The organism is Natronorubrum bangense (genome assembly GCF_004799645.1).
GTDB lineage: Archaea > Halobacteriota > Halobacteria > Halobacteriales > Natrialbaceae > Natronorubrum > Natronorubrum bangense.
Map to the genome: position 1 here is coordinate 333,389 of NZ_CP031305.1, position 26,079 is coordinate 359,467.

Below are 26,079 nucleotides of genomic sequence, written 5' to 3' on the forward strand. Positions count from 1 at the left end.
GCAATAGATGACACAAAACAACTGGAGTGTACCGGAGACCGAAGTACTACAGCGCGTCCACGAGCGACTCGAGGGCGACGGCGCGGACGTCCTCGCGACGATCGTCGACGTCGAAGGCAACGCCTACCGCCGGCCGGGGGCGAAGATGCTCCTCGACGAAGCGGGCGAGGGTGTCGGCGCCATTACGGCCGGCTGTCTCGAGGACGACCTGCTCGCAGCGGCCGAGTCAGTCCGCGAGCACGGCCGTCCGGAGCTGATCACGTACGATCTGATGGACGACGAAGACGACGTCTGGGGACTCGGCGTCGGCTGCAACGGGATTATCGACGTCCTGCTCGAGCCCCTGACCGAGACGTATCGTCCAGCGGTCGAGGCGTTTGCCGACGGCCGGGACGTCGCCGTGCTCACCGCACTCGAGGACAGCGAGGGGGCGCTCGAACGAGGCGATCGCGCATACTACCATCCGACCGAGACACAGCTGACAACCCCTGATGGTGAGCCAGCACCGGCGTGGCCCAACGAACTCGCCGATCCCGCGGGCGATCTCGCCGAGCGTGGGCGAGCTGACACCCTCGAGATCGATGGCCGGGGCCGCCAGCTCGAGGTGTTCATCGACGGGCTCGCTGCCCCGACGGAGCTGGTCATCTTCGGCTCCGGCCACGACGTGGGGCCGGTCACCGAGCTAGCGGCGAAAAACGACTTCCGCGTGACTGTGGTCGGCTTCCGCGGTAGTGTCGACCTCGAGACGCGATTCCCGGATGCCGACGAGACGCTGACGACCTCGCCAGCGGCCGTCAGCGACGACCTCGCGCTCGACGAGCGCAGTTACACGGTTGTCATGACCCACAACTTCATCGACGACCGGCTGACCGTCGAGCAGCTGCTCGACTCGTCGGTCCCCTACATCGGTCTGATGGGACCACACGACCGCTTCGAGAAGATGCTCGCGGAGTTCGACGACGAGGGACGGACGTTCGACGAGGAAGCGCTGTCGTCGCTCTACACCCCGATCGGGCTCGATCTCGGCGGCGGTTCGCCATACCAGATCGCTCACAGTATCGTCGCGGAGATTCTGGCGGTCGCTAACGATCGAACGCCGCGTCATCTGAAAACGCGCGAGGGACATATTCACGACCGCGTTACTGTCGAGTCGCCGTCGAAGTGACGTGTCTCGTCGTCTCGGTCGTACCGTGGGTGGGATGGCATACTGGCTCTCGAACACGCTGACACTGGTTGCTACCCGATAGACACACGACAGCCGTCAGTGGGAGAAACCTTCAAGAATGAGGGGTGAAAGTTCCAGACAGACCCGGTGAATCGCGTGAGTAAAAACGACGTTGCCACTGAGCGGGACGGGGAGGCCGAAGCGACAACTGACCGTACCAACAGCGACGCCGCGATTGACGACCTTGGACTCGGAATCGACATTGATCTCGAGGCAGTCGAGTCCGACACTTCCGCTGATGTCGAACTCACCTTCGACGAGGAGACACTGCTCGAGGCAGCCGATACGGCAGCTGACGTGCCCACAGACGATGCGTCCGCCGGCGATGGTCTACGACTCGAGGCCGACGAGCGAGTACGGCTTGAGGACGCTGAGATCGATCCAGAGGCGCTCTCCGAGAAGCGCTGTTCGTACCGAATGCTGTTGGATGCTGGCGTCGATGGGTCGACCGCAAAGCGTCTGCGGCGACGGTTCTCGCTTCCTTGGACGTTCGAAAACGACGGCGACCTCGAGCGACGCTCGAGTGAGGTTCGTGGGCTCGGTGCGGCCGAACGCGAGTGGATCGCCAAAAGCGGCGACGAGGAGTGGCAGGCCTTCGAGTACGACCATTCACCCATCGCGGCGGTTGCTCGGCAGAAACCGTCGGAGCGACCGTGGCCAAAGCCAACGCCGGTCACGGCGGTCACGGGTGTTGGCCCTGCTGATGCCGACAAACTGGCTGACGCCGGCATTCACTCGGCGGAACGACTGGCGACGATCAACGCTTTCGAGGTCGCCAGCGTCCTCGAGATCGACGTCGTGCACGTCCGAACGTGGCGCCACAACGCACGGGAACAACTCGACTGACTCGATGGTGTCGTTGTGATCGCGGCCTCGAACTGGCCAGAGCTGATCGATGATGCGCTCTTGCGACCTGGGCGGCTCGACCAGCACGTCGAGGTCTCCGAACTCGACGAGGCCGCCTGCCGCGATATTTTCGAAATCTACACCCGCGGCCGCCCGCTCGCCAATGACGTTGACCTCGACACCCTCGTGGGGGTCTCGCCCGAGGCGGTCGACGCGTTCGATGCCGACACGAGCCAGTTCGAGGACGCACACGGGCGCCGAGGGAGAAGCATGGCCGCACACCCGTCTTCGTGACCGGTGCCGACGCGTCTTTTTGTTCTGTTGCCTTGCACTGGCCTCAGCAAGAACAATAGCCACCGCTACTGAACGACCTTGTGTGCGAATGATCAACGGCAGCAGCATCGAGGGACAGGACGGACGCGGCCGCGGTGACGGAACAATCGTCCGGAGCAGGTGAGCACGACATGGTCCGCCTCACCGCTCGACTCGCCGGCTACCTCGGTTCGCTCCTGTTTCTGATCGCCGTGTACGCGATCGTCTACCAGTGGGGGATGGCGACGCTCGAGGGCGAGCCGCGATCGTGGTACCGGGCGCTCGAGGTCGTCGTCCAGTCGATGACCACTACGGGCTACGGACAGGATGCCCCGTGGGAAACGCTCGAAATGACGCTGTTGCTGATGCTGATCCAAGTGACGGGGATCGCCTACATCTTCGTCGCCATCCCGCTGTTCGTCGTCCCGTGGCTCCAGACGATCGTTCAGCCAACGCCGCCCGAACACATCAACGGACTCGAAGAACATGTCATTATCGTCGGCTACACCGATCTCTGTGACACACTTATCGACGAACTCGAGGGCAGTGGGACGCCGTACGTGATCCTCGAGGCCGACGAGGACCGCGCACGGGAGCTCCACGAGGACGGGCTCACGGTCCTACACGACGATCTGAGGACCGAGGGCGCGCTCGACGCGGCACAGCTCGAGGACGCGATCGCGGTCGTCGTCGACGCCACCGAGCGCGAGTTCGTCAAAACTGTCCTCGCGGTCGAGGAGCGTGATCCCGACGCCTCGGTGCTCGTCCTCGTCGCCGACCCGACACGGGCGCGATACTTCCGCTACGCCGGCGTCGACGAGGTGCTGTCGCCGAAACATCGGCTCGGAAAAGCTCTGGGAGACAGGGTCCGAGACGTGGTCGAGCCCGATCTCGACGACGAGATCGAACTGGGGGAAGCCTTCGACGTCGTCGAGTTCCCCGTCGATCCGACGACCGACCTCTTCGGTGAGACCGTCGCCTCGTCTCGCCGACTCGAGCAAACCGGCGCGACCGTTCTTGGCGCGTGGGTTCGTGGCGACTTCGTTACCACGCTCTCCGAGCGCGTCCGTATCGACCAGAACACCGCGCTGCTCGTGGCCGGAACCGAGTCACAACTCGAGGACGTCGCCGAGATAACGGGGTCGGCGGGCCACCGCTACCGGACGGCGGCCGATCCCGTCGTCGTGGTCGGCGCCGGGCTCGTCGGCCAATCTGCACACGGCACGCTCGAACGGGCCGACCTGGAGACTGTCGTCGTCGACCGCGAGGACGGCGAGCACGTCGATGTCGTTGGCGACGCGACGACCGAGGAGACCCTCCACGAGGCAGGGATCGAAGACGCCAGAACGCTGATCATCGCCCTCGAGACGGACGATGAGGCGATCCTCACGGCGCTTACCGCCCGCGAACTCAACCCTGACCTCGAGATCATCGTCGGGGCCAACGCTGCGGCGAGCGTGAGCGCGATGCGAACCGCAGGGGCGGATTACGTGCTCGCGCTGCCGAACGTCACGGGACGCATGGTCACTCTCCGGGTCTTCGAGCGCGAAGTCATGACGCTCAGGGATCGGCTGCACCTGCGCCAGCTAGACGCGCCCATGGTCGTCGACGAGGAACTCTCGACGGCGACAATCCGTCAGGAGACGGGCTGTACCGTCGTCGCGCTCGAGCGAGACGGCGACCTCCACACCGACGTGGACGGGATGCAATTGGGCGCCGGCGACTCGCTCGTCGTCGCCGGAACTGACCGCCAGATTGGCCAGTTTCGAGACGCCTACGGCACCGACTGACGACCCGAACGGGTTCGAACGACGGACAGTCACGCGGAGACGGCGGTGCGAAGGGAAATCCGATCTCGGACCGTACGGCCGGACATGGCGGGCGACTCGGGGTTCGACCCAGAAGATCCAGAGCAGGCGGAGATCGGCCGCGAGATGGTCGACCAGAGCACCGGCCTCGGTTCCGTCGCGGCGCACCTCTACAGGGGCGAGGTGGAGCGGACCGTCGCGTGGCGCGACCGACTCGACACCACCACCAACTGGGCGGTGACGGTGATGTCAGCCATCGTCGCGTACGCGTTCTCGGGTGAAGTCTCCCATGCGGTGATTCTCGCCGGGCTCATGATGGGCACCGTCTTCCTGTTCATCGAGGCGCGTCGGTTCCGGGAGTACGATATCTGGCGCTCGCGCGTCCGCATGCTCCAGGAGAACCTCTTCGCGAACGCGCTCGACCCCTCCGCGGGCATCGAACACGACGCGTGGCGTGCGGAACTGAGCCGAGACTACCGCGATCCGACGCCGAACATCAGCTACCGTGGCGCGTTCAGCCATCGGCTTCGGCGGGTCTACCTCCCGTTGATGACCGCGATCCTGTTGGGCTGGCTCGCCCACCTCTGGGCGTTCCAGCCCGACACGACGTTCCCGCAGAGCGCGTCGCTCCCGGGGATCGATGGCGTCTACGTCGTCGCCGCCGTCGCCGTCTACTACGTCACGTTGCTCGTCCTCGCCGTGCCGCTCTCCTCGAAGGAGCGCGGCGAATCCGGCGAGGCCGACCACGGCGATCTCGAGAGCGATCAGCACTGAGCGAACCGATCGGGTTCGCTCACAATACCGCCTTCTTTCCTTGCGATTACCGTGTCTACTCCGGACGGAGAGCCGGCACACGTTTGATTCCGCCAGCTTCGACTACGGTTTAGTCTCTCGAAGTGAAAATACCCACTTCTATATGAAATACGTTGTAAACGAGTTCGTATGTCACTCCGCGTCTTCGACGCACTCACCGGCGGAATCGAACGAACGCTGGCCAAGAACGGGCTCATGCTCGTGGCCGCGTTCTACGTACTCATGGCGATTCAGACGCTCTTCACACCGGGCGGGGTCCAGACGGGGATGGATCCCGAACCGGTGATCGACGCGCCGGCGATCGGCGCTCTCGTCGCGATTCTGACCTCGGTAGCATCGCTTTACCTGCTGATCGTCTCCCTGCGAACGTTCGTTACCGACGAGACCGAGACCATCCCGGACGCCGCCCTGCGTGACCGACCAGTGTGGGCGTTCCTGAACGTGTTCGTCGGACTGATCGTCTTCACCGTGCTCGTCACGATCGGATTCGTCTTCCTCATCGTTCCCGGCCTTTTCCTGCTCGTTGCCCTGTGGTTTTTCGACGTCTACGTCGCGGTGGAAGACGACGACTTCGTCACCGCACTGAAGCGAAGCTGGTCGCTCACGTCCGGGAACCGACTCGGACTGTTCGGTCTCGGCGTTGCCGTCGTCCTGATCTCGGTGGCGATCTCGATCCCGTTTACGATCGCTATGGTGGTCGTCGGCGGCGTTCTCGGAGTGCTGATCTCACAGATCGGGACCGCGATCGGTGGCATCTTCATCTATGCGACGACCGCGGTCGCGTTCACCCAACTCCGGGACGCGACGACGGATGTCAGCGAGCGAGCGCAATCCGACGACTGGGGCTCGTCGACGGACGACCAGTGGGGGCACTCGAGCGATCCCTGAGTACAGCAGTCACCAGTGTCGAGACGGTTGAGTTCGAACTCGAGGCGCTCGATTGCAGTTGTCTTCCTCTCCCGAATGCCCTCGTTCACACGGGAACGACCCCCACGCCCGCTCCCGATTGCGGAGGCGAAAGGCCCTTAAGTTGTAACCCCCAACGTAGAGTTGGATAGGTCGGGCAGTTTGGCCCTGCTCAGAACCCGCGCTATGGTCATCAGCGGGGACCGAACACCGTGGGCGTCCGGTCAGACCGGCCGGAGCCCCGGGAGCCAACATGGAAGCCTCGTCCGTCGGGGACAGCGGTCTACGATGGCCGTCCGCAGGGACGTCCCATCGTGGTTAATCGGCGACAGCCCATCAGGCGCGGAAGCGAGCAGTGGACCGCCGAACACCTGTCGCTCGACGGGTCGCGGGGTGGAGAAGGCAACCGGGATTCCTCCGACTGGAACGCCGGGCCACCGCGGCTTCCACATTCATACCGGTTTTTCACTGGCGAGCGACAGTGCTCGTCGTTCGAGTACGGAACACGAGGGATGCGACGACGACTTCAGTGGGTACCGATCTCTCAATTCCAGTCTCGAGTTCGAGAGCGGTGGCTATCGTGCGTTGTGAGACGGTATCGGTGGCGATCGCGGGGTCGTTCCATCACGTGTGTTGTAACGAGTATCATTGGCGTGACCTCCCACCGCATTGCAGGAGCAAACTTCAGTGTGGGTGTGGATTGCGTTGACCTCGCGATCAACACGTGTGGTGGGAGCGTCCAGCCCTGTTACTCGTCGATTGCAGACGTACTGTTCGTTTGTTGTGTCCGTCGTTTTGCAAAGCTCATTCCGCCAGCAAAGCTGAGAATGCCGACGAGAGCGCTGATTCCGAGCAACATTCCATGACTGACGTGGTGTAGTAGTACTGGTTCCATCGTTGAACCGCTACCAGTTGTGTCTCATCGTCATGTTATAATAGTTTCCAATCCCACTTTCTTTAGCGAAAGTATAGTTGTTCTCTGACTCTATACATCGTCGTGAACAGATCACTAGCCACAGCAAAGCCACACACCGAGTAGACCCGTCTCCAGTGATTCATCTGTTCCACCGTCATCACCTCTGCGTCGATTCGGCTTCAGTGAATCAGACGCTGCTCGACGGATTCAGGACTCGAGGAACGGCGCTGCACTGAAAATGGGTAGACGAACGCAGCGTTAGTCGGTCGTCTGTCCGAGTCGCTGTCTGTCTGCAAGCTCGAGGCCGCCCTCGAGTGTCCGGACGGGATAGGGGATATCGATCCCTTCTTCGTCGAATCGTTCCTTGACTGCAGTGACGTACTCACCGCGCGTCCGAACGAAGTCAGCACGAGACGGGTTCGCGATCCAGAACCGTGACTGGAGCCCGACGTCGGAGTCACCGAGTTCGGTCAATCGGACGGAGGGTGCGGGGTCGTCCATGATGCCGGGATGGCGCTCGGCCTCGTCGACGATAATGTCAGTCGCCTGCTCGATATCGTCGCCGTAGCCGATTCCGAAGACGAACTTCAGCCGAAGTTTGTCGGCGTCGACGGGGTTTTTCAGGACGTTGTTCGTGAGTGCCGAGTTCGGCACCGTCAACAGCTCGTTGTCGAACGTTCGCACACGCGTCACACGAAGACTAATGTCCTCGACGACACCCGAGTGGTCGTCCCACTCGATCCAGTCGCCAATCCGGAACGGTTTGTCAGTGTAGATGAACACGCCTGCGACGAAGTTCGAGATAACGTTTTGCATCGCCAGCCCGATCGCGAGTGCACCAGCTGCGGCGATGCCGGCCATCGACACAAGGAAATTGCCGTAGTTGGCAAAGCCGAAGGCGATCGCAATCGCGACGAACGCGATGCCGAACTTCGTCAGCATCAACAGCGGGTTCTGAGCGTGCTTGTCAAGATCTCGCTTGTCGAACGCTCGCCTGACCAGGGGCAACACGATCAGTCGGCCGATGATCCAGATCGCAACGAACGCGATGACGAACTTGATCGCGCTTTCTGCGCTCGCAGCGAGCGCTGCATCGAGTCCTGCTTCCTCGAGGAAGGTTCCGATCGCGCCGAGATCCGTCGCTTGGAGCGGGAGCGAACCACTCCCGACGCTCATCGGTGGAAAACCGCCGTATGGCCGCGAGTATCGATTAGCTCAGCATTGACTTGGTCGGCGAGGTCGGCCGCCTTCTCCTCGGTGGAACTACCCGCGCGGGCCGCGCGAAGGAATTTGACCTTCACGAGGTGCTCGTTCGAGAGCTGATCGTTGAGTTCGTCGACGACTGCCTCGAGGCCGCTCTTGCCGACCCAGACAGTGACGTCGAGATCATGTGCTTCTTGCTTGAGTTCTTGTGTATCCATGGCCCTCAATAGCGAAGCGAGCCGTTTCAATCTTCCCGATTCGGAATCTCACTCCGAAAGCAGGACACAAGCGACGAGACTCCGGCTACGCGGTGTTGCTCTCGTAGGGATACCGCGCGTGTGCTCCGCAGTCACAGGTGACGACGACGTGTCCATCCCGCAGTCTCACACGAGCGTTCTGTCCCGGTCGTAGGTATGTATCACATCGATCGCACGTAAAGCGTCGAAACTCACGTGGCAGCGTGAGTCGGTTTCGTTCCGCAACGCGACGAGCCAGACGGACGTAATACCGCGCTCGATCGTGGTTTCCCTCTGTCGCCGCCGCTCGAGCCAACTCGTGAAGGCGTTCGATTCGTTCGGCGGCGATATCCATACCACACATTTCGTCGGTTCGCCTATTGATGTTTTGTTCTTGTAGCCGCCTTCGTAACCGTCCGAGACGGGGACTGATGGCTGCAACCGTTGGCTTTCATGAGTAAAGATCACACAAATGTGTGACGGAGTCACAAAAAACAATAACAATGAACGTTCCGGTAGTTCTCTATACTCATTGCTAATGCGCAATATTGTTATATACCAACAGCAAAGCTGTATACCAGCTTGAATGAACTGTGATACAACCGACCCTGTTGACGGTGTCGACCGGCGTTCGGTCCTTGCTGCTGGTGTAGCGGGGCTGTCGCTCTCGTTGAGCGGTTGTGTCGATACCGTCGAGCGTGTCGTCAGCGATGATAAGGACGACCGACTCTCGTTGTCTCTCGTCACGGTCCCCGACGATGGCAACAGAGAGACCGTCCGCATCGCACGCCATCTCGAGCAGAACCTCGAGGCGGTCGGTGTCGACACCTCCATCGCCTGGCGGTCGCCCTCCGAGTTTCTGGAAATGGTCCTCATCGACCACGACTTCGACCTCTACGTCGGTCGTCACCCCGCCGATTACGACCCCGACTTCCTCTACGAGGCCCTCCATTCCACGTACGCCGACGAATCCGGCTGGCAGAACCCCTTCCAGTACACCCAGCCGACGTTTATCGATCCTGGCCTCGAGGCGCAGCGTCGGGCCGACGGTGATGTACGGCATGAGGTGATCCAGCCAGTGCTGCGAAGTATCGCCGAGGAGAAGCCGTTCGATCCGATCTGCCGTCCCGACGAGCATCGCGTCGCCAGCACCCGTTTTGAGGGATGGGGTGACAACCACCCCGCGACCCGTCGTGGCTATCTCGGTCTCGAACCGGAGGAAGACGTCGACCGACTGCACGCGCTCGTGACTGACGCACGGCCGACCCAAAACGTCAACCCACTTTCGGCGACGATCCGCGAACGGGGCACAGTCGTCGACCTGCTGTATGACTCTCTCGGAACGCTTGTCGTCACCGAAACCGACGGCGAGGTGGACTACGAGGTCGAGCCGTGGCTCGCCGACTGGGACTGGGTGCCGACCGACGAAATTGATGAGCATGAATCGGATGTAGAGTCGGACGAGACCGAAACGGACACCGAAGAGACGTTGACTGCGCTGGTGACGCTCCGAGAGGACTGTACGTTCCACGACGGAGAACCCGTGACCGCTGAAGACGTTGCCTTCACCTACCAGTTCCTCGAAGACACTGCGCTCGGACACGCCATCAGTCCGTCACCAGCCCCACGGTATCGCGGTCAGGTGAGTGCGATCAACGAAATCGAAATCAAAGATGAGTACGAGCTTCGAATGACCGTCGATTCCGGCCGCGAGGTCGGCAACCGTGCGCTGACAGTCCCGATCCTCCCTCGACACATCTGGCGGGAGGAACTCCAGAGTCGGATTAGTGATCTCGATGACTTCTCGGCACCACAGGGTCGATGGGGACCCGTCACGACCGACTCGGTCCCGCCAATCGGGAGCGGCCCCTTCCAGTTCGAGAGCCAATCTGAACGGAACTACCTGCATCTCGAGCGCTTTGACGACCACTTCACCCGTCGGGAAGACGTTTCGCTCCCTGAACCGACGGTCGAGGAACTCCGATTCAGCGTCGACCCTGGCAGCACCTCCTCGATTTCACGGGTCGAAAGCGGCGACGCGGATCTGACGTCGTCGATGCTCGAGTCACACTCGGTCGGTGGCATTTCGGATGACTCCGGCGCCGTCCAGCTCGAGTCGCCCTCGTGGACGTTCTATCACCTCGGGTTCAACACGAATGCGTCGCCGTGTAGCGATCCACGCTTCCGGCGGGCAGTGTGCCGGCTGCTCGATAAAGCGTGGATCACCGAGCAGATTTTCTACGATCGCGCGACGCCGCTCTCGAGTCCGGTCGCCGATGACTGGGTTCCCGACAGCCTCGAATGGGACGACGAAGACCCCGTTACACCGTTTATCGGTACCGATGGGATGGTAAACGTCGAGGCGGCGCGTGAAGTGTTCGAGTCGGCTGGGAACTTTCGGTACGACGATGATGGACGACTCCATATTCGAAACTAATGCTTGTTGAGGTACTGACCAGGGTTGTCCTCGTCGTCGGGTTCTTGCTCCCGATTTCGGTTGGGCTGTTCATCGGCCGAAAGCGACTTGCGACAACGCGAACAGAGTGGCGGTCCCGGATTCGAGTCGCTGCGCCGGCGATTCTTGCTCTCTCAGTCGTGTTGCTGGTCAGCCGGCTGATCCGGTGGGGCGGTGTCGATTCGGACATCGGGTTCCATATGACCGAGACGATCCGTCAGCTCGAAGGCGAGTTCGTCCTGATCTTCCTGGGAGTGTCGTCGCCGGAGCTGACGTCGTATCTGACGTTTATTTACATCTACGGCTACACGTTCCTGCTGGTCTTCCCAGTCGTGGCGTATTTCGCCCTGTCGGACACCACGATGTTTCGGCGGCTGCTTACTGCGTATGCGTTCAACTACGCGATCGGACTCGTGTTGTACATACTCGTGATTGCATATGGTCCGCGCAACGTCTTCGTCGAACAGCTGCTCACGGGGTCAGGATCGTCACCGATGATCTACGAACACAGCGTCGAATACAAGTATCTGACCCGGGAAGTTAATCGCAACACCAACGTCTTCCCGTCGCTACACACCTCGCTGTCGGCGACGGTCGGCATTTTCGCCTATCTCACTCGCTCGAGCTATCCGAAATGGTTCCCCGTCGCCGGTGTGATCTCCATCAGCGTTATCATCTCGACGATGTATCTGGGGCTGCACTGGGGGATCGACGTCCTTGCAGGGTTGGCGCTTGCAACGCTCTGTGTCGCGCTTTCGTACCGACTCGTCGGCCGGTGGTCGCTCTCGGGACTGTACGAGCGAGTTGCCGAGTCCAAGTGGTTCTGAGCAGACGCCGGACGAATCCCTGCTGCTTGGCTCGATACTGCGTTCCGAGACACAATGTTGTTATATCGCTGCTAGCGAACCGTAACAAACGAACGAAATGGATGAACGACGGAGCGGTCCGGACCGAGAAACCGACGGTGACAGCGCTGGTGGTATCAGCCGCCGGGCTGCACTGGCCAGCGCTGTCGGGGTGACCGTATCCACCAGTGGCTGTCTCCGCCAAGCTCGCAGCATCATCAACCGAGACGACATCGAGCCACTGTCGCTGACGATCACCACCCTTCCCGCGGACGGTGACCGGGAAAGCATCCGGCTCGCCCGGGAAATCGCTGCGACTCTCGAGGCCGTCGGCATCGACGTCTCGATCGAGATGCGAGCCAACGAGGAGTTCCTGCGCGCCGTCCTCATCAATCACGACTTCGATCTCTGCGTTGGCCGCCATCCTGGTGGCACCGATCCGGACTTTCTCTACGAGACGCTCCACTCGCTGTACGCCGACGAGGCCGGCTGGCAGAACCCGTTTGGTTTTACGAATCTCCTGGTCGACGACCTGCTCGAGGCCCAACGTGACGCCGACGGCGACGAGCGCCGCGAGGCCGTCACATCGATGCTCGAGGCACTGGCGATCGAACAGCCGTTCGTCCCGATCTGTACCCCACTCGAGCAGCGGCTCGTCAGAGACGATCGGTTCGACGGCTGGAGTGCGGGCCATCTCGCGACACGGACGGGCTATCTCGGCCTCGAGCCACAGACGGACGACAGCGCCGAGCAACTTCGGGCCGTCCATATGGACGCCCGGCCGTCACAGAACCTCAACCCGCTGAACGCGGAGTACCGGGACCGAGGGACGTTCACTGATCTGCTGTACGACTCGCTTGCCGCCGACCGTATCGATGCTGCTGGTAATCGGTCGCTCGAGCCGTGGCTCGCCGACGACTGGGAGTGGACTGACGAGTCGACGCTCGTCGTCTCCCTCCGGCCCGACTGCCAGTTTCACGACGAAAAGCCGCTCACTGCCGACGACGTCGCCTTCACCTATCGGCTTCTCGAGGACACCGCGCTCGGAGACAGCACCTCGCCCACACCGCCACCGCGCTATCGCGGCCGTGTCACGGCGATCGACGAGATCGACATCCGGGATGAGACCACGCTCGAAATAACAGTTGTGACGGGTCAAGAGGTCGGTGAACAGGCGCTGACGGTGCCGATACTCCCCGAACACCGCTGGGCGGAGCGAGCGGCGGCTGCGACCGTTCCCGGCGTTCGTGTCGCACAGGGCACGACCGACGCTGTCGTCACGAACAACCTGCCGCCGGTCGGCAGCGGGCCGTTTCAGTACCACGATCACGCCGAGCGCGAGCACGTCACCTTCGAGCGCTTCGATGACCACTTCACGCTGCGCGAGGGTGTCGACCTCCCCGAGCCAACCGTCGACACGATCCGAATCGGGATCGATCCACGAAGCACGTCGGCGATGCAACTGATCGAAGCCAACGACGCCGACGTCACAAGTTCGCCCCTCGAGAGCTACGTCATCGACGACGTCGAGGAAACCGACGCGGTTCGTCTGCTCGAGTCGCCGACGTGGACGTTCTACCTGCTTGGGTTCAACGCGCGGTCGGCCCCCTTCGGCAATCCTCGATTCCGGCAGGTCATCGCGCAGTTGATCGACAAGGCGTGGCTGGTCGAGGAGGTATTTCACGGGTACGCGACGCCGGTTGCGACGCCGGTGACCGACGAGTGGACTCCTGACGACCTCGCGTGGGACGGCGACGATCCAGTGAGCCCCTTTCTCGGCTCCGGGGGCGACGTCGACGTCGAAGCGGCACGAACGGCGTTCGAGGAGGCCGGATTTCGGTACGACGCCGACGGCAACTTGCGGGTGAGACAGTGATGTTGGGTCAGGTGCTGGTGCAACTCGTCGTGGTCGTCACGCTGCTTGTCCTCGTCTCGACTGCGTTGTTCGTCGGTCTGGGCCGGCTCCGGGAGACACGCGGCGCGTGGCGGAGCCGGGTGCGTGCGATTACGCCGATCACGATCGTTCTCGCATCCGCCTTGCTGTTGAACAGCGTCGCCAGACAGGCCGTCCCGGAGTTCTCGTGGCTGATCGACTGGAATCTCACCGCACCGATCTACGATCTCGAGGGGGAGTTCATCATTTGGCTGCAAGCACAGGCGACGCCGGCGTTGACGGCGTACTTTTCATTTATCTATATTTACGGCTATATTTTCTTGCTGGTGTTTCCCGTCATCGCCTACTTCGCGCTCTCGGAGACGCGGCCGCTCCGGGAACTGCTGGCAGCGTACACGCTCAACTACACGCTCGGACTGGTGGTGTACATCGTCGTTATCGCCTACGGGCCGCGGAACATGATGCCTGACCTCGTCGATGCACTGCTGTACGATACGTACCCGCAGTACCAGCACCTCACCCGTCAGGTCAACCGCAACACGAACGTCTTCCCGTCGCTACATACCTCGCTTGCTGTGACCGTCTCTATCCTGGCCTACCGCACGCGAGAGTACTATCCGGGGTGGAACCTCGTCGCGGCCGTCCTCGGGGTCTCCGTCGCGATCTCGACGATGTATCTCGGGATTCACTGGGTGATCGACGTCATCGCTGGCATCGTCCTCGCGTACGTGAGCGTCGAACTCGCCCACGTCCTCGTCGGCCGTTGGTCGGTTTCGGAGTGGATGGATGGCCGCGTCCCATCGCTGCGCCGGCGCTGATCGTCACCTGCTTTCTCACTCGCGGCTTGACGTCCGCTGTTCGTGTCGAGAACATGCCGGACCGCGAGCTGTCGCTCTCGGGAACTGAGCCAGAAAGAATCGACGGCTGGGTGGCGTTAGTTGTCCTCGAGAGCGTCAGCGATTCGTTTGAGTGCGCGCGTCTGGTCGCGCATCTCGTCTCGGAGCTGTCGGACTTCACGGACGAGTTCTTCGTTGCCGGCTTCCTCACCGCGGCCGCCCGGTGCGCCGCCGGGGCCACCGGGGCCGCCAGGGCCGCCGCCCATCATGCCACCCATCATCTGTGCGAACGGGTTGCCGCCGCCCATGCCGCCGGGGCCACCGCCGCCGCCGAACGGGCTTTCCGGTGGTTCACCCTCGCCTTCGCCTTCTTCGGCGCGTTTTTCTCGAATCTCTTCGACTCGTTCGCGGAACGACTTCTCTTCGCCGCCCTCGTCTCCCGCGTCGTTGGATTCGTTTTCGTCAGCCATGCCTGCTGCTTCTGTGTCACCGCGGAAAAGGATTACCATGTGTTGGATACACTGGGTCACACCCACCGCGGTCACCGGGACGCGGCCAGTCCATGTGTCGCTCGAGGATGTCCACGTTAGCCGAACGAGCCGAGCGACGACTGAAGATTTCGACGCGGCTCTCCGCTTGCCACCGTATACCCCACGAGGTCGCGCATATCGACGGCGTACGTCGTCCCGCCGTTCTCGAGAACGAGCAGCCGACCTTTCACGCCGATGACGGTGCCTGCAGCGATCGTCTCGGGAACCGGCTGCCGCTCACATTCGAAATTGTAATCGAGCGTCAACCTCTCGAGTACGTCGAACTCAGCAAGCGTTGCATCCCAGGCAGCCTCATCGACCGTCGCCGCGAGCGAGGCGACTTTCGTCGGCGTGCGGACCCGATCAACGAGCCGGTTGGCGATTTCGGCTTCGATCTCGCGGGCGATCCGGCCGTTCGAGACGGTGTGGATGTGGGCTGCGCGGTCGGCGCCTTGCTCTCGGAGTCGGGTCTCGAGTCGACGAGATTTGGTGACGCCGACTTTGAATGTGTTGGGGGCGAAGGCAGCGATGTAGACTGCGTGCTCCTGATAGCAGTCCATCTCGTCTTTCAGGCAGGTGCCCGTACAGCGGGCACAGACCCACGTACTCGTATGGAACTCACAGTAGGGTGCCGATGGCCGCTTGCAGGCGAGATGGTCGCCGTCGTGGATGGTGCCCACACAGTGTCGTGACTCGAGTGCGTAGGCGAGACTGGTTCCGGCCTCGAGAGGTTGGCGCTCGACGGCTCCGCCATCGCTAACCAACAGCGCTGATCCTCGCCCGCTCGGCTCATAGCCCACCAGTTGCACGCGTTCGACTTGGGCGTAACTCGGGATATACTGTTCGCTGTCTCGTCGGCAGCCGACGGTTCGACGCACCCAGACGAACCGCCTATCCGCGTCGGCACCGAAGCCGACCACATGACACTCGAAGGACGACTCGAAGCGGACGTCACAACGGCTGCGGATGGAACGACGCTGGTAACGTTCGTGTTCACCGTCACAAACAGGGGGCCAACGCCGGTCGAACTGGAGTTTCCGGACGCGTGCAAGGCGGAGTTCGTCGTGCGCGATGATGGGCGCGAAGTCTGGCGATTCACTGAGGGCAAGGCGTTTGCGCAACTGCTCACCTCGGAGACGATCCCGCCGGACGAGACGGCGACCTACGAAGCCGAGTGGGTAGCGCCCCAGCCGGGCGGCTACGTCGCCGTCGCCGAGTTACGAGCGCGGGAGGTGACCTGTACCGCACAGACCAGTTTCGGTGTGTAATACTGCCGGTTGTGACGATGGCCGACGGGACCACACGATCAGACATCCCACCGGAGCTGACGGCTAACCGGCAACCAGTGACTGGTGGGCGGCGACAGGTCCGTCATCGGACGCGGCGATGAGCGCCGACAGCGAAGTCCCTAAACCAGCCCCATCCCAACGGCGAGCCATGCAAGCGCTGGTTATCGCGGCCCACGGGTCACACCTGAACCCGAACGCCTCGGACCCCACGTACGCCCACGCGGATACCGTCCGTGAGACGGGAGCGTTCGACGAGGTCCGCGAGGCGTTCTGGAAGGAGGAACCGCACTTTCGCGATGTGATCCGGACGCTCGAGGCAGACGAGGTGTTTATCGTCCCGCTGTTTATCAGCGAGGGCTACTTCACCGAGCAGGTGATCCCCCGTGAACTGCGCCTCGAGGAGTGGGATCCCGAGCAGTGGGACTCCGATGGGACGACTGCCTCACAGGTAACACTCGAGGCCGAAGACGTCGACAAAACGATTCATTACTGCGGCCCCGTTGGCACCCACGATGCAATGACTGACGTCATCGTCCAGCGTGCCGAAAGCGTGACGGACGATCCGAACGTGGGTGACGGGGTCGGCCTCGCGGTCGTCGGCCACGGCACCGAACGCAACGAAAACTCGGCGAAAGCAGTCGAGTATCACGCCGACCGGATCCGTGATCAGGGTCGGTTCGACGCGGTCGAGGCCCTCTTTATGGACGAAGAGCCGGAAGTCGATGACGTCACGGACTACTTCGAGACGGCCGATATCGTCGTCGTCCCGCTGTTTATCGCCGATGGCTACCACACCCAGGAAGACATCCCCGAGGATATGGGGCTCACCGAAGACTATCGACTCGGCTGGTCGGTCCCAGCCGAGGTCGACGGCCACCGTCTCTGGTACGCCGGTGCTGTCGGCACCGAGAGACTGATGGCCGACGTCATCCTCGAGCGCGCGGCCGACGCTGGGGCCGATATCGGCGGCGCCCTCGAGTCGGTTCGGGCCGGGGTGGCTCCCGACGACAGCAATGGGCCAGATCTCGAGCCAAACACGAGAGCGGGTGACTGACGCGTGACGATGCCCACAGCCGATTTCGACTCGCTGATCGCGACGCTCGAGGCCGAGTCGCCGATCGCGTTCGATGGCCTGCGAATCGACCGCGACGGCGAGACGTACAGCCTCGAGACGCCCGAGAGCGAACAGTCTGGACTCGACGAAGACGACCTCGAGGCTGCCCTCGAGCCACGTGCAGCGTACGTCACGAACTGGCACTACTGGCAGAAGACGGTCGGCGGTGAGGGAACTTCCCGCCGCGCGTTCCTGCGGTGGTGTGAGCGGGCACCGCTTGCAGCCGCGTCGGACGCCGATGAGACGTCGGCGGCTGCGGACGACCTCCTCGAGGTGCCGGCACGATACGACGCGCTTCAGGAGGGAGTCGACCGCGAGTGGGGGCAGCTGTGTCTGACGGCCCGACTCGTCGACGACGCCGACGGTCCTGCCGGCGAGCGCGTCTACGATCTCTGGCACGTCGACGACACCGATACCGACCTCGCCGACCTCGAGGTCTACGACGACCCACGGGATGCCCGCGACCTCTCGACGGCCGATGACGACGGCCGGTACCGGCCGCTGAAGACCGCACCGACGCTGGTCTCCGGCTGGGCCTTTATCGGGCTTTCAGGCGCTGAACTCGTCGAAACGGTCGGCTTCTTCTATCCGGCGACGATCGCCAACTGGCATCGAGAACTGCGAGGAACGTTAGACGTCGATCACTGGCTCGAGACCGCCGAGCGCCAGACCGGGATCTACGACGTGATCGACGAGCTGCCCCGTGAGGCCGTCGAGTGGATGACCGAAGCCTGCTGTGTCGACTCCCAATGTCTGCGCCGCCGCGAGTGGCAGTACGAGGAGGGCGACGACCTCGCGGTCGACGGTGGCGACGGCCAGTTCCCGTGTCGGGAGCCGTGTTCGCTCGTCGTCGCCGCCGCGCGCAAGTGGACTGTCATCGAGTCAGAAGCAAAACACACCTACGAACTCGAGTTGACGCCGAGCGAACTGAACCAACTCGAGGAACTGATCGACGCCGTCGCCGAGGGCCGAACCGACGAGATCCGCGAAGCCGACGTCTACGACGGTGCGAACCGCTATCGGGCGCGATACCTCCGGGCAAAACGGTTCGACGACGACGGCACCCTCGAGGCGCGAGAGCGTCACGACGACTGACGACTGGTCGTCCCTCGCGAGCGCGGTGATTATCGGAGCAGCAACACGAGCGCCACGAGAAACCCGACCGAAACGATGGCAAGTCCAGCCATTGCGACCGGGCCGCCGATCGTGGCCGCCGTCAGCACTGCGATTCCGACGGCGACGAGTCCGAGCACGACGACGCCGAGTGTCGCCGGCTCGAGGCCGACGGTGGCGATCAGTCGATCGAGATCGCTCGGTTCGGGTGCGTTCTGTGCGGGTTTCGACAGCGATTCGTCGACGTCGACATCTCCCGGTGCTGGTTTGACGGTGACGGGGATCGACAGCGACTCCGAGCCGTACCCGGTCAACACCTCGAGTGTGCCTTCGAGTGGCCGCTCGATCGCCTCGGCGTTGACGCGGACGAGGACGATCGTCTCGTCGTCAGCTTCGACGTAGTAGTTCGACTCGGGGAGCGTTACGATGCGCTCGATGTCGCCCTTGAGCCGACAGTGGACGTGTGCGGGGGTGTCGTGACTTTGCAAGTGGAGGTCGAACGAGCCACGGACCTCGAGGGTACCGACAGCTGTCTCGAGTGAGTCGGCGGACCCGCGATTGACGTGGACGGTGACCTCCTGAGACACGATTCGAGTGGCCGATCAGGCCGGGGTTTCTTCGCGCATATCCGGCGGCAGCAGGTTCGGGATGCCGTCTTCGATCGGGTACCGCTCGCCACATTCGCTACAGACGAGCGTGCCCGCGACGATTTCCTCGCCGGCATCGTCGTACTCGGCGTCCTCGAGTTCTAAGTCGTGTTTGTCCAGCGGACAGCAGAGGATCTCCAGCAACGACTCCTTCATGATAAACAGGCTTACCGCAGACAGCAAAAGGCTTCGGGAACGAAACGGACACAGTCGCTCACGGAACGGTCGCGAGACTGCGCTCATTCAGACTGAGTTCGTTCCTCACGGACGGTACTGCCGACGACGAGCGCAGCCCCGATGATGACGAGGTTTTTCACGATGTACTGTCCCTCGACGGTCAGGCCGTAGGGAATCGTCGTGAACGTCACCTCTGGCAGGAGCACCAGCGGCAGGAAGGTGCCGGGCATCTGGAGGAACAACAGGAGGATACCGAGCCGGATCAGCGGCCGGTAGAGCAAGCAGATGCCGATCAGCACCTCCCAGACGCCCAGTACCGGGACGAACAGCTCCGGTGGGACGACGTACACCGTCGCGGCGACGAGCTCCGCGGCCGGGCTCACGCCGAACATCTTCAGCCCGCCGAACCAGACGAAGATGATCCCGAGCGCGATACGAAGCGTCGGCAGTCCCCAACGTCCCATCCAGTTGGCGACCGATCGGTCGACCGCTTCGACACGACGGACCGTTTCAGCTGGGACGCCAAGGGCAGACTCGAGTCGACGGACGAGTGCTGTGAATGGATCACTCATAAACTGTGCTCACAGAGAGTCAACGGCTTCTGCGAGCAAAAGGTCGCGGTGTGTATATTCGGGGTAGACGCGGTCGTCGCCAGTTATAGTAACAACTGAAACGGGTTGCACACCGATCGCACAGCTGTCGTGCGATCGGGTGCGCACTGACGTTCAGTGGCTACTATAGCGAACCGCAAAAAACGAGGCCGGAGCGTTATTCGTACGGGTTCTCGACGATGACGGTCTCGCCACGGCCGGGACCGACACCAACTGCGTAGATCGGCGTGTCGAGTTCGTCGCTGATGTACTCGAGGTAGGTCCGGGCGTTTTCCGGAATCGCCTCGTAGCCGTCGGCTGCGACCTCGGCCCAGTCGACTTCGGGCCAGCCGTCGAAGGACTTGAACGTCGCGTCACAGCGACCCCACTGCTCGGTTGTCGGGGGCACGGTGAAGATCTCCTCGCCATCGAACTCGTAGCTGTGGCCGACCTTCACTTCCTCGAGTCCGGCCAGCACGTCGATGTGGTTGATTGCGAGTCCCGTAAAGCCGTTTGCGCGCGCGGCGTGGCGCAACATCGGCATGTCGAGCCACCCGACACGGCGCGGGCGACCGGTGACGGTGCCGTACTCGCCACCCTCGTCGCGGATCTGGGTCGCGAGCGCTTCCTCGTCATCGCCAGCACCCTCGTCCGGGTCGTAGTCAGGCGTCTGGTCCTCGACGCCGCCGAGTTCGGTTGGGAGTGGCCCTGTGCCGACACGCGAGAGATAGGCTTTGACGATGCCGATAACGTCGCCCTGTCCGACGACGGTCGGGCCGAGTCCGGTGCCGACGGTCGCACCACCCGAGCTCGGATTCGAGGAGGTGACGTAGGGATAGACGCCGTGGTCGATGTCGAGTGACGTTCCCTGTGCGCCTTCGAGCATGACGTTGTCGCCAGCGTCGATGCGCTCTTGGAGGAACGTTCCACAGTCGACGGTCATGTCTTCTTCCTCGAGTCGCTTGCCGTACTCGCGGTAGGTCTCGTAGAGGTGGTCGATGTCGAACGCCTCGCCCGTCTCCTTCTCGAAGACCTCCTCTGCGAGGGCTTTCTTTTGGGGGACGACGTACTCGAGTCGCTCACGCAGGACGTCGGGATCGAGCAAGTCACCCACACGGACACCGCGTCGACCAGCCTTGTCCTCGTAGGTCGGGCCGATGCCGCGTTTGGTCGTTCCGGCTGCGAGGTCTTCTTTCTCTGCTTCCTCGATGCCGTCGAGCGCGCGGTGGTACGGGAGGATGACGTGTGCGCGTTCGGCCACGCGCACGTCAGGCTCGAGATCACGCTCTCGGAGCGTGTCGATCTCGTTGAACAGCGTCTCGGGGTTGACGACACAGCCGTTGCCGAGGACGCCAACCTTCCCACGAACGGCGCCGGACGGCACGAGTGATAGTTTGTACTTCTCACCGTCGTGAACGACGGTATGGCCAGCGTTGTCGCCGCCCTGATACCGAGCAACGACGTCAGCGGCGTCGCCGTAGACGTCGACGACTCCACCCTTGCCTTCGTCGCCGAGTTGCGACCCGACGATTGTGACGGTCATAACAGCGGCGGATTCTTGCCCGGCCGATAAACAGATTACGGTATGGCCGGGGTGATCCTGTGTTGATGTACATAGACGTGTATAGATCAGGCTGGAACGTCCCAGGTGCCGACCACCGTGGCTCGAGTGACGCCGTGTTCGTCATCCGGGTCCGGACCACGAACGTCCGACCGCGGGCGCGCCACTGGCGAGAGACTGGCGGTCGGTCCCATGTCGAATCATCACTGTTCCGTCGGGCGATTCCGCCGACGTGATAGGCCAGTGAATCGTTCGTCCACGCTGGGAACGGAACCGTTAACTACTGACAGGACCAAGATGTCAGTTGAGCGGAAACCGGTCAGTCCGCGAGAGTAACTTTTAAAAGGTCCAAAGACAAGTTAACAAATGCCATGATAGACCGACTTGAGAAGGAAGTCGATATGTTGGAACGACATCTGCAGGTCCTGAAGATGGTTATCGAGAACGAACCGATCGGGATCGTCAAGATGTCGAACGAGACGGGCTACCCGCACCACAAAGTTCGGTACTCGCTTCGTGTCCTCGAGGAGGAAAACCTCACCGAGCCCTCCAGCCAGGGTGCAATCAAGACCGAGCGCACCGCTGAGTTCGTCGACGAACTCGACGGCAAGCTCGACGACATTATGGACAAACTCGACGGCATGAAGATCGAAGACGTCGCAGAGATCGAAGGCTAATCTCTCTTCGCGCCGCACCGGCCTGATTCTGTGCGTCTTTCAGGGCCGGAGATATCGAGGCAACGTGCCTCGACCAGCGATCGATATCTGCTCATCACGGACGGCCACACTCGAAACCGGTCGGTTAGCCACAGTCACGTTCCCGGCTGATTGAGCGCTGGCCAGCGCCGACTCATTTATGCCGGCTTCGCTTCGCTCATCGCTGAGACTGCACACAATACTCCTCTTGCAACGGCCGGCAACAGCCACGCGAGAGTGCTGCGAGAATCAGTTGTTCACGTGTGATCGGTGCGTGAATCGTGTTGTCCGGCAGTATCAGTCCAACCCGGCGGTCACAGTTCGGGCACGTTCATGTGGAACCCTTCCGAGCGCGACTCGACCAGACAGAGGTGATACCCCTGTTTTCGGGAGAGATTAACGTAGCTCAACTTCGAACTGCGGCTGAGCAGGCCACCAGTCGTCGCCTGTTCGGCGACCTCGAGCGCGCCAGGCTCGAAGTAACTCGAGGTGACAACGGTCGCCGCCGCGAGGTCGGGGTAGTTCGCCTTGACTGCTGAGGCGGCTTCTTCCATCTCCTCGAGCATCGCCTGTGTTGCGGGCTCGCGCGATTCGTTCAGGTTTGCGACGATCAACGGGTTCCCCATCTTATCGAACGCAACGATATCGAAGGTTACGTCGTCGGGAACGTCGTCGGTGTCGTCGTCTGCAAGCGAGATCGTCGCCTCGAGCTCGGCGCGGTCGATTCGTGGGATCGCGTCGTAGAGATCGCCAAGTCCGTTGGCGTTACCGGTATCACGGATCTCATAGAGCACCATTGCGGTGAGCCAGTCGACGAACCGATACTCCATTGTCGCGGTGAGAAACTCCTCGTAGGGAGCGCCATCGACGGCGACGTCGCTCGCGTCGAACCCGGTGTGATACTCGAGGCGACGATTCGATTCGACCTCGGTGCGATCGGCCTCGCCGTCGTGAGCCGTCTCGAGGGTTGGCTGGCTCTTCGAGCCATACCGGACGAAGAGGTTCGTTCCGGCCAGTGCCTGCTGGGCCGGCAGTGCCGTACTCGCGTCCGGCGTGTCCGTCTCTGAGTCGGATGCAGATTCACGAGCCTGTTCCAGTTCGGATTGGAGCTTTTGTACACGTGACTGGAGGCGATCGACCGTTGTCGAGAGCTCGTTGTTTTCCGATCGAAGCCGGTCGCGTTCGGCCTCGAGCTCCTCGGCTCTGGCTGCGAGGGCGTCGCGTTTCTCCACGAGCGTCTCCAGTTGCTGTGTGAGCGTGGCGATTCGCCGTTCGTGGTCAGCGCTGGATGCTGTCTGTTCGTCCGCTGATCCGGCAGTGGTGGCGGTAGCTTGCTCTGCCTGTTGTGAACTGCCGCGTTGGCTGTGGGTGTCTTCTTCGGATCGGTGACGCTGTCGGTTCGTTTCCGACGTCGGTGTCTCCGATCTGGCGGCCGTCGTGGCTGTGCGACCCGACGTGTTGTCGGCTCTGTCAGTGGTGGTCGACTTCGATGACGACCGTGCAGTGTCACCGCGGCCGGCGGACGCACTGTTTTTCGCCGACTCCGCTGATTCAGTGTTGTCTGGATCGATCGACGGGATACGCCGCGTTTCGCGCCACTGTGCTTCCTGCTCGAATCGTTCGTCATCCGCCTGTGGTTCGTCGTCGGACTGTGACTCGACGTCGTCTTCGGTCCAGGAGATGTTGCTCTGCTCCAGCTGTGCTGCTGCCTTTTCTACCGCGGCAGGATCGAGACTCGACCGTTCGCCGCGCTCGCTATCAGTTCCAACGGACTCATCGTCCGAACCGACCGTCGTGGTGTTTGCTCCCACCGCTTCGGCGGATTCGTTGGTCCCGGCTTCGTCATCGTCGCCAACCGATACGGACTCGTGTTCGGGCGCGCCCGAATCGGAACTGCTGCTGTCGTCGATCTCAGTCGTTGCTGCCAGATCTGTGACGAACTCACGTGTCTCCGACTCGAGTTCCGTTTGGCCGTCTTCGTCCGTCGGAGCCGAATCGCTCTCGAGTTCGCTTGTCACTTCTGTCTCAGTAATGCCGCTCGAGGCAGGGTGTGGCTCCGAGCCGTCGGCCGTCGTGATCCCTGACTGGGCATCCGTCTCCTCGCTGGGCGACTCCGTCGCTGTGTCGTCGAGGGTGATATCTGCGACTGAGGTGCCCGCGGGCTCATCGGCCGTCGTCGGCTCCGTTTCGGAGAGATCGATCGACTCGATCGCCGACTCCGTCGGATCGGAACTCGGCTCGGAGGCCATCTCCGTGTTCGGCTCGTCGGTCGTCGCTGCACTTGGCGTCGGTTCCGGTTCGGTGTCGGGAGTGGTCTCGTGGTTCGAACTCGAATCGTCGACGTGTTCGGTCGTGTCCGTGCCTGGAACGTCGGTGACGTCGATGTCGACGTCGGTTACTTCGTAGATCCCAACCTCGTTGTCGGCACGTTCGAACGCCTCATCGCCGGTCAGCAGCTGCTCGGCGTTGCCGATGTAGGCCGCCGCCATTCGACGACCGCCGTAGTAGACGGCGTAGTAGTCTCCACTAAGGACGTTTTCGCTCAGTTCGACATATCCCGTAAACGAGCCGCTCTGGAGTGTCTCGTCGACTTCGTGCAGTGGTGTCTCGTTCGTGTAGTACTTCGCTCTCGTGTCACCGTCTGCTTCCTCCATTGCCGAGAGCAGTGGGAGCGACGGATGCGGTGCCTCATAGACCGTCCCCGTCGTGGTCTCGAAGTCCGAAACTGATCCGTCGACGACGCCGACGATGCGGCCGTTGAGCATAAATAGCCACGTCCCAGCGGCGACAACAGCCCCCGAGAAGTCAGCAGCAGCGAGATCAGCAAGGCCATCGTACCCGCCATCGAACTGCTGAGAATCCCATTGTTCGACGCGCTCTTGCGTGCGCGAGTTCATAGTTCAACAAGCGTGAACTGAAACAAATACGTTTCGCCTAGATTTTCGACTCGGCGTCTTCGGCGAGTTCTTTCATCCGTTTGCCGATTCGACCGGCGCTCGAGAACTCGTCTTCGCTCATGCCGTTTGCAAGGGCGTTGCCGAGGATGAAGACGGCGTGTTTGTGTTCGCTTTTCGATTTGTGGACGTGTGATGGGTCGACGTCGAGTTCGTGGTACGGCTCAAAAAGTGTCTCATCCACGTCTTCTCGCTGGGAGAAGTGCTCCATGATGACGACGAGTTCTTCGTGGAGCTCGAGGAGTTCGTCCTTATGCATACACCGTTGTATGAACGGTTTCGATTTAAGCGTTGTGTGCGCTTCAGTCGCAAAACCCGTCTCGGGCGCTCAGCGGCTCGGTACGGTGGTTCTGCTCCCGTCTCGTCGCCACTGAATGCCGGCAATGAGGAGGACCCAACTGCCGAAGGCAAGCGCAGCGACGAACTCCGGGACAGCAAACCACGCCATTGGGTCATCGCTGCCGACTCGAAACAACAACCAACCGAGCCAGCCGAGTGGATGCACTAGTCCGAGCCAGATCGATGTCAGTCCGAGTCGTGGCTTCTCGACCAGGACGAGTCCAGTACCGTAGAGCCACTGTGCAAACGGTGCGAGTCCGAAAAACAGCACGGCAGCCGGCCCATGCAGACTCGTTGTGAGATAGAACTCAGTGTGGTCGAGAAAGAAGACACCGACGCCGACCAGTCCGATCGTCGCACCCCACAGCAAGCCGACGCCGAGGCGCTCGAGGGTGGTCTGACTCGCCACCCAGAGTCGCCAGCCAAACGGGAGTCCAAGCAGTCCACCGAGAACGAGCCCGCCGTTGAAAAGCAGGAAGGTGTTGGCACCATAGCGACCCATATCCGAGAGTGCACGGTCGCGCCAAGTGAACGTTTCCGGGGCAGCAAGCAGGGTCGCAAGGAAAATTGCACCCAGAGCGACGATCGGTGCGGCGAGTCCACACCCCGATGCGATTCGATGCCAGTTCCTGTCAGCCATACCGTTCGAATCGCGACGAAAACGTATCAACCTGTGTGTTTGTTTCTCCACGCGGCGCAGCGGCGACTCGGGCGAACCCGCTTAGTTCCGGTGTGACCACAAAATGACTCGCAGTCGTGCCGGTGGCTCGTGACA

26 protein-coding genes, 1 other RNA gene and 1 pseudogene are annotated in these 26,079 nt (G+C 62.0%); 15 read left to right on the forward strand and 13 right to left on the reverse strand.

The window, feature by feature from the left end; translation table 11 throughout:
* Positions 1-7 precede the first annotated feature (7 nt).
* From DV706_RS01665 to ffs, 7 genes and pseudogenes are all read left to right on the forward strand, one after another.
* Positions 8-1,165 (forward strand): XdhC family protein, encoded by a 1,158-nt coding sequence (locus tag DV706_RS01665; RefSeq protein WP_006068004.1) that lies wholly within the window; start codon positions 8-10, stop codon positions 1,163-1,165.
* A gap of 156 nt (positions 1,166-1,321) precedes the next feature.
* Positions 1,322-2,071, forward strand: coding sequence for a DUF7409 domain-containing protein (locus tag DV706_RS21380; protein WP_006068005.1), 750 nt, complete (start codon positions 1,322-1,324; stop codon positions 2,069-2,071).
* Positions 2,072-2,281 (forward strand): annotated as a pseudogene (locus tag DV706_RS21925) (AAA family ATPase); the annotation flags it as partial.
* Positions 2,282-2,535: 254 nt separating this feature from the next.
* Positions 2,536-4,173: a potassium channel family protein gene (locus tag DV706_RS01675; protein WP_006068007.1), complete on the forward strand. Its 1,638-nt coding sequence runs from the start codon at positions 2,536-2,538 to the stop codon at positions 4,171-4,173.
* An 84-nt stretch (positions 4,174-4,257) separates the two neighbouring features.
* On the forward strand, positions 4,258-4,965 hold the full coding sequence (locus DV706_RS01680) for a DUF2270 domain-containing protein (RefSeq protein WP_006068008.1): 708 nt from the start codon (positions 4,258-4,260) through the stop codon (positions 4,963-4,965).
* Positions 4,966-5,133: 168 nt separating this feature from the next.
* Positions 5,134-5,892 carry a hypothetical protein gene (locus tag DV706_RS01685; RefSeq protein ID WP_006068009.1) on the forward strand — a complete coding sequence of 253 codons (759 nt, stop codon included), beginning with the start codon at positions 5,134-5,136 and terminating at the stop codon, positions 5,890-5,892.
* Positions 5,893-6,051: 159 nt separating this feature from the next.
* An RNA gene (gene ffs / locus DV706_RS01690) (signal recognition particle sRNA) lies at positions 6,052-6,363 on the forward strand.
* A gap of 721 nt (positions 6,364-7,084) precedes the next feature.
* On the opposite strand, the gene DV706_RS01695 is transcribed toward ffs, so the two are convergent.
* The 3 genes from DV706_RS01695 to DV706_RS01705 all read right to left on the reverse strand — a co-directional run bounded on the left by DV706_RS01695 (position 7,085) and on the right by DV706_RS01705 (position 8,620).
* Positions 7,085-8,002, reverse strand: a complete 918-nt coding sequence (locus tag DV706_RS01695) for a mechanosensitive ion channel family protein (RefSeq protein WP_006068011.1) — start codon at positions 8,000-8,002, stop codon at positions 7,085-7,087.
* On the reverse strand, positions 7,999-8,247 hold the full coding sequence (locus tag DV706_RS01700; protein ID WP_006068012.1) for a YhbY family RNA-binding protein: 249 nt from the start codon (positions 8,245-8,247) through the stop codon (positions 7,999-8,001). The genes DV706_RS01695 and DV706_RS01700 overlap by 4 nt, the downstream gene beginning before the upstream one ends.
* A gap of 85 nt (positions 8,248-8,332) precedes the next feature.
* Complete coding sequence (locus DV706_RS01705; RefSeq protein WP_006068013.1) at positions 8,333-8,620, reverse strand: ribonuclease P protein component 4; 288 nt, start codon at positions 8,618-8,620, stop codon at positions 8,333-8,335.
* A 231-nt stretch (positions 8,621-8,851) separates the two neighbouring features.
* Here DV706_RS01705 and DV706_RS01710 point away from each other — a divergent pair, with 231 nt between their 5' ends.
* The 4 genes from DV706_RS01710 to DV706_RS01725 all read left to right on the forward strand — a co-directional run bounded on the left by DV706_RS01710 (position 8,852) and on the right by DV706_RS01725 (position 14,277).
* Positions 8,852-10,702 (forward strand): ABC transporter substrate-binding protein, encoded by a 1,851-nt coding sequence (locus tag DV706_RS01710; protein WP_006068014.1) that lies wholly within the window; start codon positions 8,852-8,854, stop codon positions 10,700-10,702.
* Positions 10,702-11,547 (forward strand): phosphatase PAP2 family protein, encoded by an 846-nt coding sequence (locus tag DV706_RS01715; RefSeq protein WP_006068015.1) that lies wholly within the window; start codon positions 10,702-10,704, stop codon positions 11,545-11,547. Before DV706_RS01710 ends, DV706_RS01715 begins: the two co-directional genes overlap by 1 nt.
* A gap of 97 nt (positions 11,548-11,644) precedes the next feature.
* Entirely contained in the window at positions 11,645-13,441 is a 1,797-nt protein-coding gene (locus DV706_RS01720; protein WP_006068016.1) for an ABC transporter substrate-binding protein, read from the forward strand.
* On the forward strand, positions 13,441-14,277 hold the full coding sequence (locus DV706_RS01725; protein WP_006068017.1) for a phosphatase PAP2 family protein: 837 nt from the start codon (positions 13,441-13,443) through the stop codon (positions 14,275-14,277). Before DV706_RS01720 ends, DV706_RS01725 begins: the two co-directional genes overlap by 1 nt.
* Positions 14,278-14,393: 116 nt before the next feature.
* Here DV706_RS01725 and DV706_RS01730 read toward each other — a convergent pair whose 3' ends face one another.
* Together DV706_RS01730 and DV706_RS01735 are read right to left on the reverse strand one after the other, a co-directional pair.
* Positions 14,394-14,804, reverse strand: coding sequence for a hypothetical protein (locus DV706_RS01730; RefSeq protein ID WP_006068018.1), 411 nt, complete (start codon positions 14,802-14,804; stop codon positions 14,394-14,396).
* Between the two features lie 77 nt (positions 14,805-14,881).
* The gene (locus DV706_RS01735) at positions 14,882-15,634 is read right to left on the reverse strand and encodes a DUF2797 domain-containing protein (protein ID WP_049890025.1); all 753 of its coding nucleotides are present in this window, start codon (positions 15,632-15,634) and stop codon (positions 14,882-14,884) included.
* Positions 15,635-15,745: 111 nt separating this feature from the next.
* Between DV706_RS01735 and DV706_RS01740 the strand changes: the two genes are divergently transcribed.
* The 3 genes from DV706_RS01740 to DV706_RS01750 all read left to right on the forward strand — a co-directional run bounded on the left by DV706_RS01740 (position 15,746) and on the right by DV706_RS01750 (position 18,323).
* Positions 15,746-16,093 carry a BsuPI-related putative proteinase inhibitor gene (locus DV706_RS01740; RefSeq protein WP_006068020.1) on the forward strand — a complete coding sequence of 116 codons (348 nt, stop codon included), beginning with the start codon at positions 15,746-15,748 and terminating at the stop codon, positions 16,091-16,093.
* A 169-nt stretch (positions 16,094-16,262) separates the two neighbouring features.
* A complete protein-coding gene (locus tag DV706_RS01745) occupies positions 16,263-17,168 on the forward strand; it encodes a CbiX/SirB N-terminal domain-containing protein (protein ID WP_006068021.1) in 906 nt (301 codons plus the stop codon).
* Between the two features lie 9 nt (positions 17,169-17,177).
* Positions 17,178-18,323 carry a DR2241 family protein gene (locus DV706_RS01750; protein ID WP_049890007.1) on the forward strand — a complete coding sequence of 382 codons (1,146 nt, stop codon included), beginning with the start codon at positions 17,178-17,180 and terminating at the stop codon, positions 18,321-18,323.
* 29 nt (positions 18,324-18,352) lie between these two features.
* On the opposite strand, the gene DV706_RS01755 is transcribed toward DV706_RS01750, so the two are convergent.
* From DV706_RS01755 to DV706_RS22270, 5 genes are all read right to left on the reverse strand, one after another.
* The gene (locus DV706_RS01755; protein WP_006068023.1) at positions 18,353-18,928 is read right to left on the reverse strand and encodes a DUF7524 family protein; all 576 of its coding nucleotides are present in this window, start codon (positions 18,926-18,928) and stop codon (positions 18,353-18,355) included.
* 15 nt (positions 18,929-18,943) lie between these two features.
* On the reverse strand, positions 18,944-19,144 hold the full coding sequence (locus DV706_RS01760; protein WP_049890008.1) for a methytransferase partner Trm112: 201 nt from the start codon (positions 19,142-19,144) through the stop codon (positions 18,944-18,946).
* Positions 19,145-19,227: 83 nt separating this feature from the next.
* Positions 19,228-19,737 carry a DoxX family protein gene (locus DV706_RS01765; RefSeq protein ID WP_006068025.1) on the reverse strand — a complete coding sequence of 170 codons (510 nt, stop codon included), beginning with the start codon at positions 19,735-19,737 and terminating at the stop codon, positions 19,228-19,230.
* A gap of 196 nt (positions 19,738-19,933) precedes the next feature.
* A complete protein-coding gene (locus DV706_RS01770; RefSeq protein WP_006068026.1) occupies positions 19,934-21,298 on the reverse strand; it encodes an adenylosuccinate synthase in 1,365 nt (454 codons plus the stop codon).
* Between the two features lie 86 nt (positions 21,299-21,384).
* A complete protein-coding gene (locus DV706_RS22270) occupies positions 21,385-21,510 on the reverse strand; it encodes a hypothetical protein (protein ID WP_275040563.1) in 126 nt (41 codons plus the stop codon).
* Between the two features lie 177 nt (positions 21,511-21,687).
* Between DV706_RS22270 and DV706_RS01775 the strand changes: the two genes are divergently transcribed.
* Positions 21,688-21,993, forward strand: a complete 306-nt coding sequence (locus DV706_RS01775) for a hypothetical protein (protein ID WP_006068027.1) — start codon at positions 21,688-21,690, stop codon at positions 21,991-21,993.
* A 332-nt stretch (positions 21,994-22,325) separates the two neighbouring features.
* Here DV706_RS01775 and DV706_RS01780 read toward each other — a convergent pair whose 3' ends face one another.
* The 3 genes from DV706_RS01780 to DV706_RS01790 all read right to left on the reverse strand — a co-directional run bounded on the left by DV706_RS01780 (position 22,326) and on the right by DV706_RS01790 (position 25,944).
* Positions 22,326-24,908: a DUF7527 domain-containing protein gene (locus DV706_RS01780; RefSeq protein ID WP_006068028.1), complete on the reverse strand. Its 2,583-nt coding sequence runs from the start codon at positions 24,906-24,908 to the stop codon at positions 22,326-22,328.
* Between the two features lie 37 nt (positions 24,909-24,945).
* A complete protein-coding gene (locus DV706_RS01785; protein WP_006068029.1) occupies positions 24,946-25,224 on the reverse strand; it encodes a UPF0058 family protein in 279 nt (92 codons plus the stop codon).
* A 69-nt stretch (positions 25,225-25,293) separates the two neighbouring features.
* Positions 25,294-25,944, reverse strand: coding sequence for a DUF998 domain-containing protein (locus tag DV706_RS01790; protein WP_006068030.1), 651 nt, complete (start codon positions 25,942-25,944; stop codon positions 25,294-25,296).
* Positions 25,945-26,079 lie beyond the last annotated feature (135 nt).

Bases quoted from the DNA above. Each gene is read 5' to 3' on its own strand.
- DV706_RS01665 (WP_006068004.1), top strand. From the start codon at position 8: ATGACACAAAACAACTGGAGTGTACCGGAGACCGAAGTACTACAGCGC.
- DV706_RS01675 (WP_006068007.1), top strand. From the start codon at position 2,536: ATGGTCCGCCTCACCGCTCGACTCGCCGGCTACCTCGGTTCGCTCCTG.
- DV706_RS01680 (WP_006068008.1), top strand. From the start codon at position 4,258: ATGGCGGGCGACTCGGGGTTCGACCCAGAAGATCCAGAGCAGGCGGAG.
- DV706_RS01685 (WP_006068009.1), top strand. From the start codon at position 5,134: ATGTCACTCCGCGTCTTCGACGCACTCACCGGCGGAATCGAACGAACG.
- DV706_RS01695 (WP_006068011.1), bottom strand. From the start codon at position 8,002: ATGAGCGTCGGGAGTGGTTCGCTCCCGCTCCAAGCGACGGATCTCGGC.
- DV706_RS01700 (WP_006068012.1), bottom strand. From the start codon at position 8,247: ATGGATACACAAGAACTCAAGCAAGAAGCACATGATCTCGACGTCACT.
- DV706_RS01705 (WP_006068013.1), bottom strand. From the start codon at position 8,620: ATGGATATCGCCGCCGAACGAATCGAACGCCTTCACGAGTTGGCTCGA.
- DV706_RS01710 (WP_006068014.1), top strand. From the start codon at position 8,852: ATGAACTGTGATACAACCGACCCTGTTGACGGTGTCGACCGGCGTTCG.
- DV706_RS01715 (WP_006068015.1), top strand. From the start codon at position 10,702: ATGCTTGTTGAGGTACTGACCAGGGTTGTCCTCGTCGTCGGGTTCTTG.
- DV706_RS01720 (WP_006068016.1), top strand. From the start codon at position 11,645: ATGGATGAACGACGGAGCGGTCCGGACCGAGAAACCGACGGTGACAGC.
- DV706_RS01725 (WP_006068017.1), top strand. From the start codon at position 13,441: ATGTTGGGTCAGGTGCTGGTGCAACTCGTCGTGGTCGTCACGCTGCTT.
- DV706_RS01730 (WP_006068018.1), bottom strand. From the start codon at position 14,804: ATGGTAATCCTTTTCCGCGGTGACACAGAAGCAGCAGGCATGGCTGAC.
- DV706_RS01740 (WP_006068020.1), top strand. From the start codon at position 15,746: ATGACACTCGAAGGACGACTCGAAGCGGACGTCACAACGGCTGCGGAT.
- DV706_RS01745 (WP_006068021.1), top strand. From the start codon at position 16,263: ATGCAAGCGCTGGTTATCGCGGCCCACGGGTCACACCTGAACCCGAAC.
- DV706_RS01750 (WP_049890007.1), top strand. From the start codon at position 17,178: ATGCCCACAGCCGATTTCGACTCGCTGATCGCGACGCTCGAGGCCGAG.
- DV706_RS01760 (WP_049890008.1), bottom strand. From the start codon at position 19,144: ATGAAGGAGTCGTTGCTGGAGATCCTCTGCTGTCCGCTGGACAAACAC.
- DV706_RS01765 (WP_006068025.1), bottom strand. From the start codon at position 19,737: ATGAGTGATCCATTCACAGCACTCGTCCGTCGACTCGAGTCTGCCCTT.
- DV706_RS01770 (WP_006068026.1), bottom strand. From the start codon at position 21,298: ATGACCGTCACAATCGTCGGGTCGCAACTCGGCGACGAAGGCAAGGGT.
- DV706_RS22270 (WP_275040563.1), bottom strand. From the start codon at position 21,510: ATGGGACCGACCGCCAGTCTCTCGCCAGTGGCGCGCCCGCGGTCGGAC.
- DV706_RS01775 (WP_006068027.1), top strand. From the start codon at position 21,688: ATGATAGACCGACTTGAGAAGGAAGTCGATATGTTGGAACGACATCTG.
- DV706_RS01780 (WP_006068028.1), bottom strand. From the start codon at position 24,908: ATGAACTCGCGCACGCAAGAGCGCGTCGAACAATGGGATTCTCAGCAG.
- DV706_RS01785 (WP_006068029.1), bottom strand. From the start codon at position 25,224: ATGCATAAGGACGAACTCCTCGAGCTCCACGAAGAACTCGTCGTCATC.
- DV706_RS01790 (WP_006068030.1), bottom strand. From the start codon at position 25,944: ATGGCTGACAGGAACTGGCATCGAATCGCATCGGGGTGTGGACTCGCC.